The sequence below is a fragment of the Pseudoalteromonas sp. 2CM32C genome (assembly GCF_023161925.1).
GTDB classification, from domain to species: Bacteria; Pseudomonadota; Gammaproteobacteria; order Enterobacterales; family Alteromonadaceae; genus Pseudoalteromonas; species Pseudoalteromonas marina.
The window spans coordinates 247908-263052 of record NZ_JALNTI010000003.1; the positions used below are offsets into that span (position 1 = coordinate 247908).

Sequence of the window (15145 nt, forward strand, 5' to 3'; positions counted from 1 at the left end):
CTTATTGCGGCGTTGTAAGGCTATAAGTATGACTAAGCACTTCAAGGTTTTATTAATCGTGGCCTTAATCGTTATTTCTGGTATGTATGGTTGGTATTTGTTTGCTACAGCAGTAAATGATCATGCTGATAAAGTCTCAACAGCTTTAATACAAGACACTCTTACTTCTAACATAGCGCGCGATGTTAAAAATCTTAGAGAAATTAAGAAGCTTATTTCTGAGAACAAAGCAAATGAGGCTTCATCGTTTATTGATAAGTTAATTGAAGATAACATATATTTGTTAGAGCAGTGTCTTACAGAGAAGTGCAACGAATACAAATCAAAGGTATCAGTTGAGTAAGCCTTATAACAAGTCGTTTAAGCGGGAAAATTTACAGTTGGCTTTTCTCACTTCGTTCGTTATTTTAGCCAACTAATAAATTTCCCCTTAACGGGGCGTTACAAGGAGGAAGTTTGCGAGTCATCTACATCGCGATATTTATTATTAGCTGCTTTGTAGAAGCGCAAGAATCAACTCCGTTAACTTCATGCCTGTCCTATGAGGTGAGTCGTATCGACAAAGATACGGGTGAGTTTGTATTAGAGAACGTGTTTGCCCCCTCTCTATTTGAAAACTTGAATAAAAACTTTCCAGATAAAGACATTGAATGGTCAGCTTGGACAACCAGCGTTAACGAATATAGAGGAACTGATGGCAAAGATAAAACAAGGCTCAAAGGCTGCTTCGACGTTGGCAAAATACACGATGACGTTGAATTAATCTCTTCGATTATGAAAATATCAATGACGAGATTTCAAGCCGCAATGAAGTTTTATTCAAAGCCTGACTCCGAACATGTACCGATTACCAAAATTGACTCAATGCTAGAAGGTTACAAGAAAATACTTAAGAACCCCAAAGTTAAACAAGAAATTAGAGATAAACTGGAACATAACAAGTGATTGAAAAGGATAAAACTAGCCTGTCATTTTTAGTTGCAAACGACGCAATAAAACTGCCAAACTGTTTTACCTATTAATCAGGCGTTATGTTCGTAATCGTCATCTGATAATTAAATAGGTAAATTTTTATGCTAGTGTATTTACATATTTTAAAAGTGAGGGGGTCAGATCTTGACTTCAGACATTTAAAATCTTCAATGTCTACAATTGGCTGTTAGTTCAGCCACTAAATTAATTCTCGTTACTTGCAACATTTCCCCTATGTTTAGCCTAATTGTAATATGGTATTTTCAATGAATTTGTTTATGAAAAGCGATTTTTGTTCCTTTTAAATGGCCAGTCGCTCTTGCCGTTCAGTAACTTTACCTTGATGTGTATGTTCAATTTAACAATATATCTTACTTTACTTGTTAGTTGAGTTTCGTCTGGTACAATCAGTCAGTTATTCGCGTAAGCGAAACGTTGTAGATTAATTCGAGTGGGAATTGGATGAGAATTTTTAAAGCGAAAAGCCCAGCAGGATTTGCTGAAGAATACATAGTTGAGTCTATTTGGAATGGCGATTTCCCTCCAGGTTCAATTCTACCAGCTGAGAGAGAGCTCTCTGAGTTAATTGGCGTAACAAGAACCACATTACGCGAAGTGTTACAGCGTTTAGCGCGAGACGGCTGGCTAACTATTCAGCACGGCAAACCAACAAAGGTTAATAACTTTTGGGAAACGTCGGGCTTAAACATATTAGAAACGTTAGCACGTTTAGATGAAGATAAAATGCCTGAGCTGACAGATCAGCTATTGTCTGCACGAACAAATATAAGTGCTATTTATACCCGTGCTGCGATTAAGCTTAACCCTGAACGTGTCATTGAAATTTTATCATTAAGTCACGAACTTGAAGATACAGCACAAGCATTTGCTGATTATGACTATAAAGTGCATCACGAATTGGCCGTTGCAGGTAATAACCGAATTTATGTTTTAATTTTAAACGGTTTTAGAGGGTTCTATTCTAAAATCGGTTGTCATTACTTTTCAGATCCGGGTACCCGCGAGCTTGCCCGCCAGTTTTATAAAGATTTAACTGTATTAGCGCAAAATAATGAGCACGATGGTGCAATTTCGATGATGCGTAAATATGGTCATCAAACGGGTGAAATTTGGCAAAAAATTCGTGGCGATATGCCGTCGGATATAATGGACTAAACATTTTAAAAAAAACCTGCATTTGCAGGTTTTTTTGTATTTGCGGTGTTTTAATTTTCTGTTCGGTATTTTCGATTGCCCGCATCGGTAAATACGATTATCTTTTTTAAAACTTTATATCTAATATACAAAACAATTATGTGTAGGTGCTATTGGTTTTTAACTTTTAGCGCCCATATATGTACCAGCATTGCGAAAGCAATTGAAAACAAACTCAAAATATTTGGAGAATAAAATGGGTGTATTAGTAGGCCGCCAGGCACCAGACTTTACCGCTGCAGCAGTTTTAGGTAATGGTGAAATTGTAGATAGCTACAATCTACACGAAACAATTAAAGGTAAAAAAGCTGTAATCTTCTTTTACCCATTAGATTTCACGTTTGTATGTCCTTCTGAACTTATTGCATTTGATAAGCGTTTTGAAGAGTTTAAAAAGCGTGGCGTTGAAGTAATTGGTGTTTCTATCGATTCTCAGTTTTCTCATAATGCATGGCGTAACACGCCTGTAGCTGACGGCGGTATTGGTAAAGTACAATACGCACTAGTTGCAGACGTTAAACACGAAATTTGTAAAGCATACGACGTTGAACATCCTGAAGCGGGTGTTGCATTTCGTGGTTCGTTCTTAATCGACGAAGAAGGTAACGTACGTCATCAAGTAGTTAACGATTTACCACTAGGTCGTAACATTGACGAAATGATCCGTATGGTTGATGCACTAGCGTTCCACAGTGAGAACGGTGAAGTTTGTCCTGCTGGTTGGACTGAAGGTAAAAAAGGTATGGATGCAAGCCCTGAAGGTGTTGCTAAGTTCCTTTCTGAAAACGAAGGCGAGCTATAATTTAGCCCTTTTGTTTAAATAAAAAAACCGCCAGTTGGCGGTTTTTTTGTTTGTGTAGCGTTTAGAAAGAAAAGCTTACTTTAGTATAGATATAACGGCCGCGTGGGTTATGAACACCCGAGGCGTAGCCGTATAAATCAGAATCACCGTCACCAATTGCAAATGGTGGCTCTTCATCAAATAAGTTATTAATACCTAACGATACTTTAGCAGAGTCAGAAACACGGTAAGACGTTTGTAAGTCAACCAGTGTTTGCGAGTCAACCATACGTGATGTATTAGTATCGAAATCTAAGTTACCATCGAAGTCGATATCTGGTGTATCTTCAAACTCACCAACATAACTAATGTTTAAGTTAGTGTTAAACGCGCCCATTTCCCAGTTAGTTGAGAAGATAAAGCGGTGCTCTGGGTACCCATATTCACCGGTATAATCGCGGCCATCTTTTTCAAATTTATCTTGGTATGCCCATTCTAAATTGAATTTTAATAAGCCTAAATCGTCAAGCGAGTGATTGTAGTTTGTTGAAATATCAACGCCCGACACTTCTTGCGATGATACGTTTTCAAAGGTGCTAAATATTTTTTGAATAGTACCTAACGCATCGCCACCATTTGGTGATAAACGAACACATACGGTGCTGTTTTGGTTATTACATTCAGAGGCGTAAATAGGGCCAAATTCTTGCTCGTCAATTTTGTTATCTTGTGTGATGCTCCACACGTCCACGCTCAGACCAAATTCGGCTGTTGGTGCCCAAATAAAGCCAACGTTCCAAGATTCAGATTCTTCTGGTTGTAGGTCGGGGTTACCTGCAAACTCAATGTTGTAATCAAGTGCGCTACAGTCTTTCCCTGTTGCTTGACAGCGATACGTGTCTACAAAAAACTGACTTTCTTGAGATGGACCTAAACCAACTTGTGCAAGAGAAGGGGCTCTAAAGCCTTGCGCCCATGAACCACGAACCGTAATTTCATCGGTTGGTGCCCAGCGAAGTGCAACCTTTGGATTGGTAGTGGTGCCAAAGTCGCTGTAGTCATCGTAACGACCAGCCAGTTGTAGCTCTAGGGTTTCTGCAAGTGGAATTGAAAACTCAACATACGCGGCGTACTGGTCTCTGTTTGCTGATGCAGATACAGATTCAGTACCAAATATTAAACCACGTTGGAATTGATCATCTGGGATATCGCTGACGTCCTCTTCACGGTATTCGATACCTGCGGCCATCATCACAACATCGTCGCCAAAGCTAAATGCTTCACCAGTAATGTTTGCGTCAAATGAAGTCATATGCGATTCGCCACGACGAACCAGGCTGGTGGTAATTCTGTCTACAACTGCCGGATCGTTGTATGTACCGCCGAATGGGTTGTAATTACCTGCATCAATTTCTTGTTGTAAAAAATCTGTACGAACCCAACCTTGCGAGCGGTCGCCGGTTTGCATTGATTTACTGCGACCTTTTTGTACTGCTGTTTCCCAGCTCCAGTCGTTAATTTCGCCTTTTAAGCCAGCTACAATTCGCATTGTGTCTGATTCAATATCCCATTGGCGGGCACCCGCGTCTACAGTTCGGTAGCGGCCAATTTCGATGTCTTGCCCAAATGGGTTATTAGGATGATTTGCTGGTACCGTTAAGCCTGCATCTTCGTCAAGTGGGGTTGGTGCACCCGCTGCAACCGACGTATTGTGCTGAACGGCCATTTCTAAAAAGCCCGTAATGCCATTGTCAAAACGATATTCAAATTGCGATATTGCACCAATACGCTCAGCGGCTGGGGCTATGTAGCCAAACGGGCCATAATCAAATAAACAGCTTCCGCTTGCAGTTGCGTTTTCTGCTGGGCAATCTGGGTCAATTGTTTTTACACCATCAACGTAAAAGTAGCCAGGGAAGCCACGAGATGAACGGAAATCTTCACCGCCATAAGGTGATTGGTTTGCGGTACCCAAGCGGCCCATTTCATCTGATGAAAGCGATGTGTTTTTAAAGTAATCAATGATTACTGACGCACTGCTTTTTTCGCTAGTGGTACCCCAAACAACACTTGCTGTCGTTTCTTCATAGTTAGGGCCGTCAGTGCCGCCGTACCCTAAGTTTACTTCTACGCCATCTATATCTTTTTTCAAAATAACGTTAACAACACCGGCTACAGCATCAGAGCCATAAATTGCAGATGCTCCGTCTTTTAAAATATCGATTCGTTCAATAGCCGATACTGGAATGCTGTTTATATCGACAAATGAATTAGTTATTCCTTCTGCAAACGCACTAATTGAGACTCTGCGCCCGTTAATCAGTACAAGTGTTGCGTCGGCACCTAAGCCTCGCAAGCTTACAGCGGCAGCTCCATTTGCCGTCGAATCTTGGTTGTTACCACGTGTAGAAAAAGTACCACTGCCTGCAACAGGCATTCTTTCGAGTAGTTGTTGAAGGTTATCGTAACCCATGTTTTCAATATCGGCTTTACTGATTGATTGCACCGGTGATGGGCCTTCAATGTCAGAGCGTTTAATACGCGAGCCTGTAACTTCAATGCGTTCTACTTTTTTTGCTTCTTCAGCGGCGTAAGTTGTTGTTGTAAAGCCCGCTGATAATGAAAGTGTTGCGCCAATAATAATACTTGGCGTAAATGCAATTGATTGCTTCATCCTTAAATCCTTGTTGATATGTAATAAGTTTAGTTGCTCAATACCAATCCTTTTAAATTGTTAAATAAATCCCATATTTAAGCGGATTGATATAACAAGCGACGACATTAATATCATGTAACTTAAGTGTTAGCAATTAGACTGAAATGTGATTTTAGTATGGGTTTTAGTGTGATTTTGGATGATTTTAAAGCAGATGTTATGCGCTGAAGCAGGTTTAAATAGGCGCATATGCTTTATTTTAGAAATAAAAAATACAACCTCATTGAGAGTAATAATTAAATTAATTGATTCACAATAAAATTGTAATAAATTATTTATAGGTATATTTAGGCTGAATAATGGTCTTGTTGTGCATTAATAAAACAAATGGTGCTAGGTTTTTTTATAAAAAAAAGCCTAACTGAGTTAGGCGTTTTATTTAAACTTTGTGCTTCATTAAGCGCTCTTTTTCGCGCGACCAGTCTTTATTTTTACCGTCTTCGCGTTTGTCATGCATTTTTTTACCTTTTGCTAAATGAAACTCAAGTTTCACCCAACATTTTTTCCAATACATGGCTGTAGCCACTAATGAATAGCCGTCACGTTCAGTTGCTCCCACTAAGCGGTCAAGTTCTCGTCTGCTTAGTAAAAGTTTTCGGTAACGCATAGGGTCGCAAATAACGTGAGTAGAGGCACTATTTAATGGTTGAATTTGACTACCAAGTAAAAATGCTTCGCCGTTTTTAAGGTGTATATAAGTTTCAGAGATATTTACTTTACCAGCTCGGATACTTTTTACTTCCCAGCCTTGTAGTTCGACACCTGCTTCAAACTTATCGTGTAAAAAATACTCATGTCGCGCTTTTTTGTTTAGCGCGATGGTATTGCTTGTCGATTTTGATGAATTTTTCTTAGCCATAGTGCCCTATAATATACGTAATGTGAGATGTTTTACATCGATTTTTAGTAATGATTTTAAAAAATTAGATCTAATTTATGCGTCATGAAAGTTTGGGGAAACGAACAAAGCTTGCTAAAATTCGCCCACACATTTGGGAGTGAGTATGCCACAAATAGAAAAAAGTGCGCTGGTTATGTACAGCACTAAAGAAATGTTTGATCTAGTTAATGATGTAGAAGCTTATTCTCAGTTTTTACCAAATTGTTCTGATTCAAAAATTGTTTCGCAGCAGCATAATAACATGACCGCGAGTATAGAAATATCTAAGGCGGGTATAAAAAAGTGGTTTACCACCGAAAACACCTTTATAGACGAACAAACCGTGTTATTAAAACTGGTTGATGGTCCATTTAAAACGCTTAAAGGGCGTTGGCATTTTCAAGCATTAGATGCCCATGCATGCAAAGTTTATTTAGAGCTTGAATTTGAATTTTCGAGCAAAATTATTGAGCTCGCGTTTGGTAAAATTTTTAATGATGTTGCAAAAAATATGGTAAGTGCCTTTACTTCGCGAGCTAAAGAAGTATACGGAGCGCGAATATGATTAACATTGAAGTTGTGTTTGCTTTACCTACTACTGCAACCTGTTTATCGATTGAGGTGCAGCCGGGCTGCACGGCCGAACAAGCGGTTATTCAGTCGGGTATTATTGAAAAGTGCCCTGAAATAGACGCAAATGCACTTACATTAGGTGTATGGAATAGAACGGTTAAGGCAAACTACGAATTAAAAGATGGGGATCGTATTGAAATATACCGTCCATTAATTGCAGACCCTAAAGATGCACGAAGAAAACGCGCTGAAAAGGCAAAAGAAGAAGGCCGAGCCAATAAAATAACGGGCGGTCGCCCACTCGAGCGATAATTTAGGTATAAAAAAAGGTAAGCAAAGCTTACCTTTTTACTTTAGCGACAATATTATTGTTCTAAAGGGGTGTTAAAATTTTCTGGCTGATCGTAGTCACCTGAAAGCGAAACAAGTTTTTCATTTTCAAAGTTAATCACTAGCTCTTTATGTTGCTCGTTTTCACGGCCTTTATTGAAGCTGTAAACATAACGCCATGTGTTGTTATCAAAAGCATCTGTGGCAATAGGACGGCCTAATACATAAATAACTTGGTCTCGAGTCATGTTTACACGAAGCTTTTCAACATCCGATTGCTCTAAAAAGTTACCTTGAGGGATGTTTATTCTGTATACCCAGCTAGAGCAACCTGCTGCAGAGCTAAGTGTTAAAGCGACGATAAGCCAAAGAGAAAAAGTTTTTAACGACTGCATTGTTTGTTGTGATCCTTATTTTTTATAATCTGCATGATACCGATTAGTCACTGAAGGTAAAACCCTTTTAAGCAATTGTTTTGAGTTAAGGGTATTAAGGTAATATTTTGACCACCAATAATGAAAAAAGTTTACAAACCCTAGAGCCAAAAACACATACTTCAGGCACTTTATGGCACTTGTACATAGTGCAAACACGGTTTGGGCACTGGTATACCGGCATTACTACTAATGTAGATAAGCGCTTTGCAACGCATCAAGCTGGTAAAGGGGCGAAAAATTTAAAAGGTAAAGGGCCTCTTATACTTATTCATCAGCAGGAAGTTGGGAGTAAAAGCGAAGCGAGTAAGCTTGAGTGTAAAATAAAAAAGTTACCAAGAGCAAAAAAAGAGGCTTATGTTTCAGCGTTTAAATCATCATAATGATGGTGCGCTAACTGTTTAATAAAGCCCTCTATTGCGAGTACGGTACTTACATACTTAGGTATATCAATGTGCTGTACGGTGTCTTTAGTTGTGTGGTGGTGAGGGTCGTGACCCATTCCAAAGTAAACATACGGTATGTTGTTTTGCGCAAATGAATAATGATCGCTTGCCTTATGCCAATCAATATTTTGTGATTTAATTAGCCGATTCATTTGTTTTGACGAATAGACAGGTTTGATTGTTATTTTAGTGTTATTTAAGGCGGTGAATACGGGCTTAAGTTTTTGTTTTAATGAGTAGGATGTTAATGCATACACGCGGGATTTATGTTTTTTCACCCCAAGCATATCTAAATTTATATTCATTAAAACGTTATTTGAGTTAAGCGTTTGTGCAAAGTGTTTACTGCCATGTAAGCCATTTTCTTCTGCGTCAGTTAATGCAAATACCAATTCGTAAGGGAACTCTGTATTTTGTAACGAAGACGCCAAGTAAAGCAGGGCAGCAACGCCTGTTGCATTATCGTTTGCCCCAAAATAATATTTTCCACCTCGCTTACCAAGGTGATCGTAATGGGCTGTAATAATTATTTTTTGACGTTGTGTTGATTTGGTGGGCACTGCAATAATATTAATGCCTTGTGTATGCTCAAAAATGCCTGACTTATAAGTAAACGTTTGCTCACTTACATTTAGGTTAAACTTAGAAAGCCTACTATGTAGGTATGCTCGCGTGTTTGCTGCACCTTCTGTTGCTGTTTTTCGGCCCATGAGCGGATTGCTTGCTAAATGGTTTAAATCATCAATAAGCTGAGTGTGAAGGGCATTCCCATAACTATTAGCGCACACACATATTAAAATTAAGCATAAAAAGTATTTAATGGTCATAACTTTGCTGTTAATGAATGTAATACGTTTAATTTACTCTCATAACGTTTTTTGTCATGTAAAAAGTCAGCTTTTTTGCCTGCCTGTTCAAGATGATATATCGCTTTTTGGGTGTTTCCCCATTTAAAGTACACTCTAGCTTGGCCAAAGTGGCTTTCGTGTAATGAAGGTGCAAGGCTATAGGCTTTTTTATAATGTGCTAATGCAAGTGCAAAATTAGATTGCTCAAACTCTGTATTACCAAGGGATACATGGTAATAAGGGTTGTTTTGACGCTTGATGTGTAATTTTTTTAAGATGTCAGTGCCTAACTTCGACCGGCCTGTTAGCTGATACAAAACAGCCAAGTTACCTTGTGCAGTATTGTTGTTTTGATTAAGCAATATTGCGTGGGTGTAGGCTTTTTCAGCTTCAGTTAAGTAGTTTAATTGTCTAAACAATACGCCTAAATTCCCCCACCCAGCACTGAAATTAGGGTCGGCTTTAACTGCGTGGCTAAAGTAGTTATAAGCTAAGTCGTACTGCTTATTAACAAGTGCAATAGCCCCTTTATTGTTATAAAACATGGCTGTGATAGTGTTTTTGCTAATAGGTGTTGTTTTAAAGCGAGCCTGGCGGCTATTAGGGTCAAAGTCTATTATTAAGCGTTTTTTGCCTTGGTAAATAAATACCGACTGGTTAGAAGGTTCAATGGCTGTATCAATACTTAAGTTAATGTGGCCTGTCAGTAAGTTAAATCCATTGTTAAGAGCCCAATATTCTGGGATATGAACTTTATTAAACCGCGCTTTTATACCTAAATAGTCAGCAAGGCTATACGCTAAAATAGAGAGCGATAAGCAATTTGCATTTAAGTTTTTAAAGGTTTGTGATGCGGTGAGGGTTGCCCCCGATTGATATGAAAGCGAATCATCACCATTTTTAAGTAAAAAGCTCAATATATTGTGTGCTAGCGTTTGGGTAGATTGCTTACTTTTTAAATGGCTTTTGAGCTGCTGCTTGAGGCTGTCGCTAAGAGTAAATATTTCTTCTGGTGATTCTAGAGTATGTGACTCAAACGAATTTATTTGGAGCAGTTTAACTGGTGGTGCGACAAGCGGTGTTGAACTGCATGCGCTCAGCGTAAACAGCCCTACAAATATGATCAAAAACTTAAATTGATTGGTTTGCATAACCACCTCCAAACTAATTGTAGTCGCAATTTTGTTTAGAGGAGGTGTTTAATACCAATTCGCGTTGATATCAACCCATTGGGATCATTGATTAAGCGAATTGGTATAGTTCAGAGGTTTTAACGGTGCTTTTCAAAGGTTGCCACTAAGGCATCTAATGTTTGAGCGCTGCTTGCTAGGTCACGAATAGCTTGCTCAGTATTCATCTGCTCACTCATGGCGTTGTCGCTAATTTCGCTAATTTGTTCAATGTTACGCCCTACATCGGCGACTACATTACTTTGCTGTTCGGTAGCCGTTGCAATTAGAGTTGCCATGTCATTTATTTGATTAGATGTTTCGCTAATCACATCAAGCAACTCAACGGAGTTTTGCATTGCCCCAACACTTTGCTGTGCTTTATCTTTTGACTGGCTAATATCTTTTACTACGTCATCTGATATTTGGGTCAGCTCTTCAATCATTGATTGAATTTCGTTGGTTGATTGTGAAGTGCGGTTTGCCAGCGCTCTTACCTCATCGGCAACAACAGCAAACCCTCTACCATGCTCACCAGCACGTGCAGACTCGATTGCCGCATTTAACGCCAATAGGTTTGTTTGTTCTGAAATACTGCGAATCGCATCAATAATACTGGCAATATCAACCGTCTTTTTAGAGAGTAGTGACACTTGCTCTGTTATGCCGTCAATGTCGCTTGCAAGCGCAGAGATAGTTGCTTGGCTTTGCATTACCTGATTGTGGCTTTGCATTGTGTTTTCGCGACTGCTATCGGTAAGCTTGGCGGCGTTAGCTGCGCTTTGAGCAATCTCTTGCACAGTTGCACCCATTTGGTTAATGGCTGCGGCTACAGAAATAGTTTGTTCTTTTTGGCTGTCTATAGCCTGAGAATTACGTTTAGCTTGTTCAAACACATGGTCAGAACTGCGCTTTATATCGTGGCTTTCTGTGGCAACTTGGCCAATGGCTACTTCAATTTTACTAATAAACTGGTTAAAGCCCGCGCTTAAGTTATTAAGCTCTGCTTGGCTTGATTCGGGTAACCTGTATGCTAAGTTTGCGTCGCCAGAGCCTAAACGAGAGAATAATTCGCCCATTTTAAATAACGGCGAAGACAACGAACGCGCTAATAAGTAACTAATTAGGCTAGCAATTAAGGCAATGATTAAAGTAAATGTAAATATTTGCCACTGAAGTGTGCTTACACTTGCAAATACTTCACTTTTTGGTACTTGAGCCACAATAAATAAGTCGGTGTTTTCTATTGGGGTTGCTGCTACAAGGGTGGCTTGGCCATCGAGGTCGATTTCTTTTAACCTAAATCCGTTTGAGCTTAATATTTCATTACTGATATTCGCTCCATACACCGAATCAACATTTGCTTTTGCTACTTTATTTGAATCTTTGTGCAATTGAATAAGGCCGCTTTTATCAGCAATAAATACAAACCCTGTTTGCTCAATTTTAAATTGTTGCAGTAGCTTTTGCATGTCAGTAATACTTTTTGCAAGTCCTGCTAAACCTTTACCATTTACTTGTTGGTGGTTAATGAACATTTTTACGTCGTTCACTGACTCTTGGTAAATACTGATAGAGTATGGTTTTCTTGATTCTTTGAAAGCAAAAAACCACCCATCGGCTTCATCGTTTTTTAGTACGCGTAAAAAGCCCTCTTGATTCCAGTATTGTGCGGTGTTTCGGTTAGCCCACGATGCAGTCGCTAAGTCGTATTGTTCTACCAAGCGGTTAAGCTCTTTTAAAAGCAATGCATCGTTATTATTGGTTTCTGCCCATTGTAAAATAAATTCGTTTGATGAGAGTTGCTCTGCGGCACCAATTAGCATGTTTATTTCACCACCAATGTGGTTACTAATTGTTTGCAGCTTACCTGGTAGCTCTGACTCAATCATGCGTTGTTCTATTATATCTTCAGAACTGTATAACGATGTAATGCCAATCAGTGCTGCAACAAAAATAGCGATGCCACTGCCAAGAGCTGTGATTTTTTGAGTAATGGAAAGGTTTTGTATCATTTTATAATAATTTTTTACAACGAAGTAGAATATGATGTTAGCACACAATTTATTTAGAGTTAAATAATGCGAATGAACAAAAAAATAGCCTCTTTTTAACTAAACTATAAGGCATAAAAAAGCCCACACGCAAAGCATGTGAGCTTGGTTTCTAACAAGCGAAACTTAAAGGATAACGTTAAACAATTTTTTTCATTGCTGACATGTAGTCACGTAATTTAGCGCCTACTATTTCAACCGGGTGCTCACGCAGCGCTGTATTAATTTCAATTAACGCTTTGTTATCTACTTGGTTACTTTGCTCACCTAAGCCTTTACCAATTACATCGGTGTCGATATTTTTCATAAAGTCAGCAAGTAATGGTAAGCAAGCATGGTTATATAAGTAACACCCATATTCAGCAGTGTCTGAAATAGTACGATTCATTTCAAATAACTTTTTACGTGCAATGGTATTAGCAATCAGTGGTGTTTCGTGAAGCGACTCGTAGTATGCAGACTCTTCAATAATGCCAGCCGCTGTCATAGTTTCGAATGCAAGTTCAACACCTGCTTTAACCATAGCGACCATCAAAATACCGTTGTCGAAGAATTCTTGTTCTGAAATTTCTACATCACCAGCGGGTGTTTTTTCAAAATTAGTTTCAGCTGTTTCTGCGCGCCATTTAAGAAGGTTAGCATCATCGTTTGCCCAATCTTCCATCATTACACGTGAAAATGTACCGTCGATGATGTCGTCTTGGTGCTTATTATAAAGTGGACGCATAATAACTTTTAGCTCTTCACTAAGTTCAAATGCTTTCACTTTTGCTGGGTTAGATAAACGGTCAAGCATGTTTGTTACGCCGCCGTATTTAAGAGCTTCTGTGATCACTTCCCAACCAAATTGAATTAGTTTAGATGCGTAACCTGCATCAATTCCTTTTTCAATCATTTTGTCAAAACATAAAATAGAACCCGTTTGTAACATGCCGCATAAAATAGTTTGCTCACCCATAAGGTCTGATTTAACTTCAGCAATGAATGACGATTTAAGCACACCTGCGCGGTCACCACCTGTGCCAGCAGCGTAGGCTTTAGCTTGTGCTAGGCCATGACCTTGTGGGTCGTTTTCTGGGTGAACGGCAATAAGTGTTGGTACACCAAAGCCACGTTTGTACTCTTCACGTACTTCAGAACCTGGGCATTTAGGTGCAACCATGATTACAGTGATATCTTCGCGAACCTGCATGCCTTCTTCAACAATATTAAAGCCATGTGAGTAAGCAAGTGTAGAACCTTGCTTCATTAACGGCATGATGGCGTTAACGACTGATGTGTGTTGTTTATCTGGCGTTAAATTAAGTACTACGTCAGCTGTTGGAATTAGCTCTTGGTAAGTACCTACAGTAAAGCCGTTTTCAGATGCGTTTAAAAATGATTGGCGGCGCTCAGCAATAGCTGAATCGCGTAACGTATAAGACACGTCTAAACCTGAATCGCGTAGGTTAAGGCCTTGGTTTAAACCTTGTGCGCCACAGCCTACAATAACTAGTTTTTTACCTTTAAGTGCGTTAACACCGTCTGTAAATTCGCTTGCGTCCATAAATTCACATTGCGCTAATTGCGCTAATTGTTCGCGTAAAGGTAAGGTATTAAAGTAATTCGCCATTGTTAGTGTCCTATAAATATGTTTGTTAGATGCGCTGTATTTTGCGCTTGTAAACACCATATTTAAAAATGTTACTTGCGTAAAATGATATATTTGAATTAAAGTATTTCAAAATATGAAATACTGGTGTTGCTATGGATCATAAGCATTTAAAATATTTTTTAGCGTTGGCTAAAACACTGCACTTTGCTAGAGCAAGTGAGCTTTGCCATGTGAGTGCGCCTACATTAAGTCGTAATATTAAACACCTAGAAGAAGAGGTGGGCGTTGCGCTATTTATGCGCGATAACCGCAGTGTAAAATTAACAAAAGAGGGAGAGTCTTTTATTGATTACGCCACTGCTACCCTTGCTAACTGGCAACGATTTAAAGCTAATGTGAAAGAGCCACAGCAACATATTTATGGAAAAGTCAGTATTTATTGCTCTGTTACCGCGTCTTATAGTTTTTTGCATCAAATTTTAGAGCAACTCAGAGCGCAGCATCAGTATATAGAAATAACCTTAAATACGGGCGACCCTGCACTAGCTATAAACCGTGTGCTCGATGGTCATGAATCAATGGCAATAGCAGCTAAACCTGGAAAATTACCCGCGCAAATTGCTTTTGTAGATATAGGCCATTCACCATTAGTGCTTATTGGTCCAAAAGTTCAATGTACGATTACTGAAAAATTAACATCAAACAATACAGAGCTTGATTGGTCTGAATTAGAGTTTATTGTGCCTGAACAAGGCTTTTCTAGGCAGCGCCTAGAAATGTGGTGGCGAAAAAACAATATTCACGGAAAAATTTATGCACAAGTGGCGGGGCATGAGGCAATGGTCTCTATGGTTAGCCTAGGATTTGGTGTAGCAATGGTTCCTAAAATAGTATTAGATAACAGCCCACTAAAAGATAAAGTACAGATACTCACACCAAAAATGCAAGCCCCTGAAGGCTTTGACATTGGCTTAGCAGTTTTAAGGAAAGAGCTCAACGACCCCGCTATTAGTGCTTTGTGGAATATTGCACAAACTTTAGACGCAAAAGCGATTTAGATTTTTTTACCGTTAAATAAGTTCATAAAATAGTATTATTATGGCTTGCGTAAAGGTTTACTATTACTTAACATT

At 39.0% G+C, this 15145-nt stretch carries 15 protein-coding genes; 8 read left to right on the forward strand and 7 right to left on the reverse strand.

The features are described 5' to 3' along the window. Positions 1–28 precede the first annotated feature (28 nt). The 4 genes from MTF67_RS08115 (at position 29) to MTF67_RS08130 (ending at position 2989) form a co-directional block, all read left to right on the forward strand. The gene (locus MTF67_RS08115; RefSeq protein WP_248519244.1) at positions 29–343 is read left to right on the forward strand and encodes a hypothetical protein; all 315 of its coding nucleotides are present in this window, start codon (positions 29–31) and stop codon (positions 341–343) included. 113 nt (positions 344–456) lie between these two features. Then, on the forward strand, positions 457–945 hold the full coding sequence (locus MTF67_RS08120; protein ID WP_248519245.1) for a hypothetical protein: 489 nt from the start codon (positions 457–459) through the stop codon (positions 943–945). Positions 946–1434: 489 nt separating this feature from the next. Then, positions 1435–2148 (forward strand): fatty acid metabolism transcriptional regulator FadR, encoded by a 714-nt coding sequence (gene fadR, locus MTF67_RS08125; protein WP_006793939.1) that lies wholly within the window; start codon positions 1435–1437, stop codon positions 2146–2148. 235 nt (positions 2149–2383) lie between these two features. Then, complete coding sequence (locus tag MTF67_RS08130) at positions 2384–2989, forward strand: peroxiredoxin C (RefSeq protein WP_006793938.1); 606 nt, start codon at positions 2384–2386, stop codon at positions 2987–2989. 61 nt (positions 2990–3050) lie between these two features. On the opposite strand, the gene MTF67_RS08135 is transcribed toward MTF67_RS08130, so the two are convergent. Together MTF67_RS08135 and smpB are read right to left on the reverse strand one after the other, a co-directional pair. Next, positions 3051–5642, reverse strand: coding sequence for a TonB-dependent receptor (locus MTF67_RS08135; protein ID WP_039038522.1), 2592 nt, complete (start codon positions 5640–5642; stop codon positions 3051–3053). A gap of 421 nt (positions 5643–6063) precedes the next feature. Beyond that, positions 6064–6543 carry an SsrA-binding protein SmpB gene (gene smpB / locus MTF67_RS08140; RefSeq protein ID WP_006793936.1) on the reverse strand — a complete coding sequence of 160 codons (480 nt, stop codon included), beginning with the start codon at positions 6541–6543 and terminating at the stop codon, positions 6064–6066. Between the two features lie 145 nt (positions 6544–6688). On the opposite strand from smpB, the gene MTF67_RS08145 reads away from it, so the two are divergent. Continuing rightward, complete coding sequence (locus MTF67_RS08145) at positions 6689–7129, forward strand: ubiquinone-binding protein (RefSeq protein WP_006793935.1); 441 nt, start codon at positions 6689–6691, stop codon at positions 7127–7129. Continuing rightward, positions 7126–7449, forward strand: coding sequence for an RnfH family protein (locus tag MTF67_RS08150; RefSeq protein ID WP_008130063.1), 324 nt, complete (start codon positions 7126–7128; stop codon positions 7447–7449). Before MTF67_RS08145 ends, MTF67_RS08150 begins: the two co-directional genes overlap by 4 nt. A gap of 53 nt (positions 7450–7502) precedes the next feature. Here the strand turns inward: MTF67_RS08150 and bamE are convergent, their stop codons facing one another. Beyond that, positions 7503–7862, reverse strand: coding sequence for an outer membrane protein assembly factor BamE (gene bamE / locus MTF67_RS08155; RefSeq protein ID WP_006793933.1), 360 nt, complete (start codon positions 7860–7862; stop codon positions 7503–7505). Positions 7863–7969: 107 nt separating this feature from the next. Here bamE and MTF67_RS08160 point away from each other — a divergent pair, with 107 nt between their 5' ends. Next, complete coding sequence (locus tag MTF67_RS08160) at positions 7970–8284, forward strand: GIY-YIG nuclease family protein (protein ID WP_006793932.1); 315 nt, start codon at positions 7970–7972, stop codon at positions 8282–8284. On the opposite strand, the gene MTF67_RS08165 is transcribed toward MTF67_RS08160, so the two are convergent. The 4 genes from MTF67_RS08165 to ilvC form a co-directional block, all read right to left on the reverse strand. Continuing rightward, on the reverse strand, positions 8257–9174 hold the full coding sequence (locus tag MTF67_RS08165) for a M28 family peptidase (RefSeq protein WP_248519246.1): 918 nt from the start codon (positions 9172–9174) through the stop codon (positions 8257–8259). The two genes, MTF67_RS08160 and MTF67_RS08165, sit on opposite strands and share 28 nt — an antisense overlap. Beyond that, positions 9171–10346 (reverse strand): tetratricopeptide repeat protein, encoded by a 1176-nt coding sequence (locus MTF67_RS08170; protein ID WP_248519247.1) that lies wholly within the window; start codon positions 10344–10346, stop codon positions 9171–9173. The genes MTF67_RS08165 and MTF67_RS08170 overlap by 4 nt, the downstream gene beginning before the upstream one ends. 119 nt (positions 10347–10465) lie before the next feature. Beyond that, entirely contained in the window at positions 10466–12379 is a 1914-nt protein-coding gene (locus tag MTF67_RS08175; RefSeq protein ID WP_248519248.1) for a methyl-accepting chemotaxis protein, read from the reverse strand. A 178-nt stretch (positions 12380–12557) separates the two neighbouring features. Beyond that, the gene (gene ilvC, locus MTF67_RS08180) at positions 12558–14030 is read right to left on the reverse strand and encodes a ketol-acid reductoisomerase (protein WP_248519249.1); all 1473 of its coding nucleotides are present in this window, start codon (positions 14028–14030) and stop codon (positions 12558–12560) included. 134 nt (positions 14031–14164) lie between these two features. Here ilvC and ilvY point away from each other — a divergent pair, with 134 nt between their 5' ends. Next, positions 14165–15070: an HTH-type transcriptional activator IlvY gene (ilvY, locus tag MTF67_RS08185; protein WP_008130052.1), complete on the forward strand. Its 906-nt coding sequence runs from the start codon at positions 14165–14167 to the stop codon at positions 15068–15070. The last annotated feature ends 75 nt before the right edge of the window (positions 15071–15145 follow it).

Bases quoted from the DNA above. Each gene is read 5' to 3' on its own strand.
- MTF67_RS08115 (WP_248519244.1), top strand. From the start codon at position 29: ATGACTAAGCACTTCAAGGTTTTATTAATCGTGGCCTTAATCGTTATT.
- fadR (WP_006793939.1), top strand. From the start codon at position 1,435: ATGAGAATTTTTAAAGCGAAAAGCCCAGCAGGATTTGCTGAAGAATAC.
- MTF67_RS08130 (WP_006793938.1), top strand. From the start codon at position 2,384: ATGGGTGTATTAGTAGGCCGCCAGGCACCAGACTTTACCGCTGCAGCA.
- MTF67_RS08135 (WP_039038522.1), bottom strand. From the start codon at position 5,642: ATGAAGCAATCAATTGCATTTACGCCAAGTATTATTATTGGCGCAACA.
- smpB (WP_006793936.1), bottom strand. From the start codon at position 6,543: ATGGCTAAGAAAAATTCATCAAAATCGACAAGCAATACCATCGCGCTA.
- MTF67_RS08145 (WP_006793935.1), top strand. From the start codon at position 6,689: ATGCCACAAATAGAAAAAAGTGCGCTGGTTATGTACAGCACTAAAGAA.
- MTF67_RS08150 (WP_008130063.1), top strand. From the start codon at position 7,126: ATGATTAACATTGAAGTTGTGTTTGCTTTACCTACTACTGCAACCTGT.
- bamE (WP_006793933.1), bottom strand. From the start codon at position 7,862: ATGCAGTCGTTAAAAACTTTTTCTCTTTGGCTTATCGTCGCTTTAACA.
- MTF67_RS08165 (WP_248519246.1), bottom strand. From the start codon at position 9,174: ATGACCATTAAATACTTTTTATGCTTAATTTTAATATGTGTGTGCGCT.
- MTF67_RS08170 (WP_248519247.1), bottom strand. From the start codon at position 10,346: ATGCAAACCAATCAATTTAAGTTTTTGATCATATTTGTAGGGCTGTTT.
- MTF67_RS08175 (WP_248519248.1), bottom strand. From the start codon at position 12,379: ATGATACAAAACCTTTCCATTACTCAAAAAATCACAGCTCTTGGCAGT.
- ilvC (WP_248519249.1), bottom strand. From the start codon at position 14,030: ATGGCGAATTACTTTAATACCTTACCTTTACGCGAACAATTAGCGCAA.
- ilvY (WP_008130052.1), top strand. From the start codon at position 14,165: ATGGATCATAAGCATTTAAAATATTTTTTAGCGTTGGCTAAAACACTG.